This is a genomic window from Microbacterium sp. (genome assembly GCF_041909575.1).
In the GTDB taxonomy this organism is placed as follows: domain Bacteria; phylum Actinomycetota; class Actinomycetes; order Actinomycetales; family Microbacteriaceae; genus Microbacterium.
Window position 1 is genome coordinate 1 of record NZ_JAYRDE010000168.1, and the last position, 3,938, is coordinate 3,938.

3 protein-coding genes and 1 pseudogene are annotated in these 3,938 nt (G+C 68.9%); 2 read left to right on the forward strand and 2 right to left on the reverse strand.

Annotated elements, in window-relative coordinates:
• Positions 1-225: 225 nt before the first annotated feature.
• Positions 226-1,176: a substrate-binding domain-containing protein gene (locus tag ACE3O1_RS15030; RefSeq protein ID WP_374316427.1), complete on the reverse strand. Its 951-nt coding sequence runs from the start codon at positions 1,174-1,176 to the stop codon at positions 226-228.
• Between the two features lie 180 nt (positions 1,177-1,356).
• Between ACE3O1_RS15030 and ACE3O1_RS15035 the strand changes: the two genes are divergently transcribed.
• Both ACE3O1_RS15035 and ACE3O1_RS15040 read left to right on the forward strand, forming a co-directional pair.
• Positions 1,357-3,093, forward strand: a complete 1,737-nt coding sequence (locus ACE3O1_RS15035) for an alpha-glucosidase (RefSeq protein WP_374316429.1) — start codon at positions 1,357-1,359, stop codon at positions 3,091-3,093.
• Positions 3,093-3,260, forward strand: coding sequence for a hypothetical protein (locus ACE3O1_RS15040; protein WP_374316431.1), 168 nt, complete (start codon positions 3,093-3,095; stop codon positions 3,258-3,260). Before ACE3O1_RS15035 ends, ACE3O1_RS15040 begins: the two co-directional genes overlap by 1 nt.
• A gap of 223 nt (positions 3,261-3,483) precedes the next feature.
• Here ACE3O1_RS15040 and ACE3O1_RS15045 read toward each other — a convergent pair.
• Positions 3,484-3,938: pseudogene (locus ACE3O1_RS15045) on the reverse strand (hypothetical protein); the annotation flags it as partial.

Here is a 3,938-nt window from a genome sequence, read left to right on the forward strand (position 1 = left end):
AGCGCGAACCAGCCCGGCCCGACCGCGGGTCCGTCGAGCACCGCGGTGCCGCCGGCGCCCGACACTCCGCCGGCGCCCGACGCGCCTCCGCCCGCCCGGCCGGAAGGCGACGAGGAGCGGCCGGGTCAGTAGGGCACTGGCCCGCCTCGCCACCTGCGACCGGTGAACCTGGCCCATCCACGGACAGAGTTCACCGGTCGCAGGCGTCGGGGCCGTCGGCGTGGATCAGCCGCCGCCGTCACCCAGACTTGCCCGCGGGTGCAGTCTCAGCTCTGACGCAGGTCCGGGTGCTCCGGCGAGGGTGCTGCCGAGGCTCTTCGTGACGGCGAGCATGAGGCGGGCGCAGATCACGTCGAGGTCGAAGGAGATCGTCGCGAGCTCCGGTTGTGCGAGTCGCCCGGCGGGGATGTCGTCGACGCCGATGACCGCGAGCCGTGCGGGCACCTCGATGCCGGCGGCCCGGGCAGCAGTGAGCACGGCCAGAGCGACGTCGTCGTTGTGGGCGCACACCCCGGTGACACCGGCCTCGACGCACGAGCGGAGCTCCGCCGTCGATACCGCGCCACTCGGGGACCCCAGGATCAGGGGATCGGGCAGCGCCAGCTCGCGGCAGACGGCCGTCACCCCGGAGAGGCGCCCCTCGGCCAGGCCGGTGAGGCGAGGGTCCGCCGGGAGCGCGTACGCGAGCCGCTGACGTCCGGCGGCCACCATCGCCTCGGCCTGGGCGCGTCCGACCGCCGCAGTCGGAACGGGCACGTCGTGGACTCCGTCGGCGTCCCGTGCCGATGAGTGCGAGACCGTCCACCGCGCCACGGGGATCCGTAGCTCACGGATCGGGTCGATGCGCTCGGGGTCGAGGTCGACGAGGACGATGACGGCTGCCGGCAGCAGCTCCCGGCAGAGAGCACCGAGGTCGTCACCTGCGAACGAGAGCTTGGCGAGCAGGTGCAGGCCGGCGCGTGAGCAGGCCGTGGTCAGTCGCTCGAGCAGCCCGACGAGGACGGGGCCCACCGGGACGTCGGGGACGACGAGCAGCACGAGGTCGCTGCGTCCCCGGGCGAGCGCGCGGGCGGCACCCGATCGGACGTAGCCGAGCTCGGCGGCGGCGGCACGCACGCGTTCGCGCGTGTGTTCCGGGATGCTCTGACCGGGCTTGTCGTTGAGGACGTAGCTCACGGGCGCCGTGGACACGCCGGTTGCGGAGGCGACGTCCGCCAACGTCGGGCGTCGCACCACTGCCTCACCTCCGTGACGAGGATCACGAACCGGATGAACTGCCGACCCTTGTCGGGTGCGCGACCTACATTAGTTATGCGCATAAGTGAAGCGCTTAAGTTTCCAATGGAGGAGATTGGCATGCCCACGAACAGCCGTGCCTGGTGGCACGAGGCGGTTGTCTACCAGATCTACGTGCCTTCCTTCGCCGACGCCGACGGCGACGGTCTCGGGGACCTCGCAGGTGTCCGCTCGCGCCTCGACTATCTCGAGAGCCTCGGGGTCGACGTCATCTGGCTCACGCCCTTCTACCCCTCGCCCATGGCGGACAACGGGTACGACGTCAGTGACTACGAGGCGGTGGACCCGCGCTTCGGTTCCGAGGGGGACCTCGACGATCTCATCGCCGACATCCACCGCCGTGGTATGAGGGTGATCATCGATGTGGTCCTCAACCACACGTCGATCGACCATCCATGGTTCGTGGAGTCGCGCAGCACGCGCTCGTCGTCTCGACGCGACTGGTACATCTGGCGGCCCCCGAGGGACGGGGTGGAACCAGGCACGCCCGGCGCGGAGCCGACGAACTGGCTCGGCTTCTTCGCCCAGCCGACGTGGACGTACGACGAGGAGAGCGGTGAGTACTACCTTCACCTCTTCGCCCCGGAGCAGCCCGACCTCAACTGGGAGAACCAGGAGGTTCGCCAAGCGCTCTACGCGATGCTGCGCCGCTGGCTCGCCCGCGGCGTCGACGGGTTCCGTCTCGATGTCATCAACCTCATCTCCAAGAGGTATCCGCTGCAGGACGTGCCGACGCCGCACTCGAGCCACTACGGTGATGCCTCCTCGCAGTACACCTGCGGGCCACGGATGCTCGAGTTCCTCGACGAGCTGCGGGACCAGGTGTTCGACACCGCCGAGAAGACCCTGCTCACGGTGGGCGAGATGCCGGGGGCGACCGTCGAGGACGGGCTCGCCGTCACCGGCGGTGAGCGCCCCCGCCTCAGCATGATCTTCACGTTCGAGCACATGGACGTCGATCACGCGCCCGGCTGGGGCGGACGGTACGAGCCGAGGCCGTTCGACCTGCTCGCGCTGAAATCGACCATGGCACGCTGGCAGGAAGGACTGGGCCGTTCCGGGTGGAACAGTCTCTACTTCGGCAACCACGACCAGGCCCGCGTCGCCTCCCGCTTCGGTTCCCGGTCGCCGGCGCACGCGGTCGCCTCGGCGAAGATGCTCGCCACGGTTCTCCACCTGCACCGTGGAACGCCATACATCTACCAGGGCGACGAGATCGGCATGCGCAACTACCCGTTCGCGAGCATCGAGCAGTTCGCCGACATCGATGCGCACAACTCGTGGGCGTACGGCCGGGCACTGGGTGTCCCGCCGGAACGGCTCCTTGCGGGCCTGCGCCAGAACGGCCGCGACAACGCTCGCACGCCCATGCAGTGGGACGCGTCGGAGCACGGGGGATTCACCACCGGTACTCCGTGGCTGCCGCTCAACCCGAACACCTCCGAGGTCAACGTCGAGGCTCAGATCGACGACGCGGACTCGGTCCTCGCCCACTACCGACGCCTCATCGAGCTGCGTCACAGCAGTGACATCGTGGTCTTCGGTGACTACCGCCTCCTCGCCCGCGACCACGAGTACCTGTACGCCTTCGAGCGGACGCTCGGCGACGAGCGATGGATCGTGGTCGCGAACTTCTCCGACGAGGAGCTCGATGTCGCTGCGGCTCTCGGCGGCGCCGTCGGTGCCGCCGAGCTGATACTCGGGACTCACCACGAGCCGCCCGAGGGTGCGGTCCTGCAGCGGCTGCGCCCCTGGGAGGCCCAGATCTGCCGTGTGCTCAAGGGGAGTGAGCAGTGATGGCATCGACCCCCTCGGCATCGGTGAGCAAGAGGCTCGTCCTGGTCACGGTGACCGCAGCGCTGGGCTTCTTCCTCTTCGGCTACGACACGGCCGTCATCAACGGGGCTATCGACGCGCTCGCCGACCACTACGGCCTCGGCAGTGGCCTCAAGGAGCATCGCTGACGACAGGAACTCCGCTACTGGACCAGCGCTCTGCGAGCTCGACTCCAGGATCGGATCGAATGGGCACGCTGGCTTGTCCGAAACAGGGGCACCCCACCTAAGGGAACGATGCACGTCAACGGCCGATACTCCGCTTGCGAGGAAGAAGGCGTCCAGGAAGGTCCCTCCGGTGCTCCTCGCCGGGGTGGGGCGGGTGTATGGCACCGACGAGGTTCGGTTCCTTCTACCGTCGAGCCAGGACTTTCTTGCCATCGTCTCGGAGTTCCCCGGCGGGTGAGACATGGCGGTAGAGAGTCTGCCGGGTGACGCCGAGCTCGGCACAGAGGTCCCCAACGTGGGTGTCGGGCTTGCCCATGGAGGCCATGGCGAGGCGGATCTTGGCGGGGGTCATCTTGAACGGCCGCCCACCGGTGCGACCGCGGGCACGGGCGGCAACCAGGCCGGCGGTGGTGCGCTCGGAGATCAGTTCACGTTCGAACTCAGCCAGGGTGACTATGGGCACCATCGGTGACGCCAGTTGGAGATGAATTCGGGAGGCGGTGGGCTGGCGACGGCCGGATGTCCTGACGGAAGTGGGAGTCGGGGCCGCAGCGCCTTCAGGTGTGGCCGAATCGTCGTGCCAGGGAGTGGCAGGCGGCGCGGAGCTCGTCGGGCTCGACGTTGGTGAGGTCGGTGTCG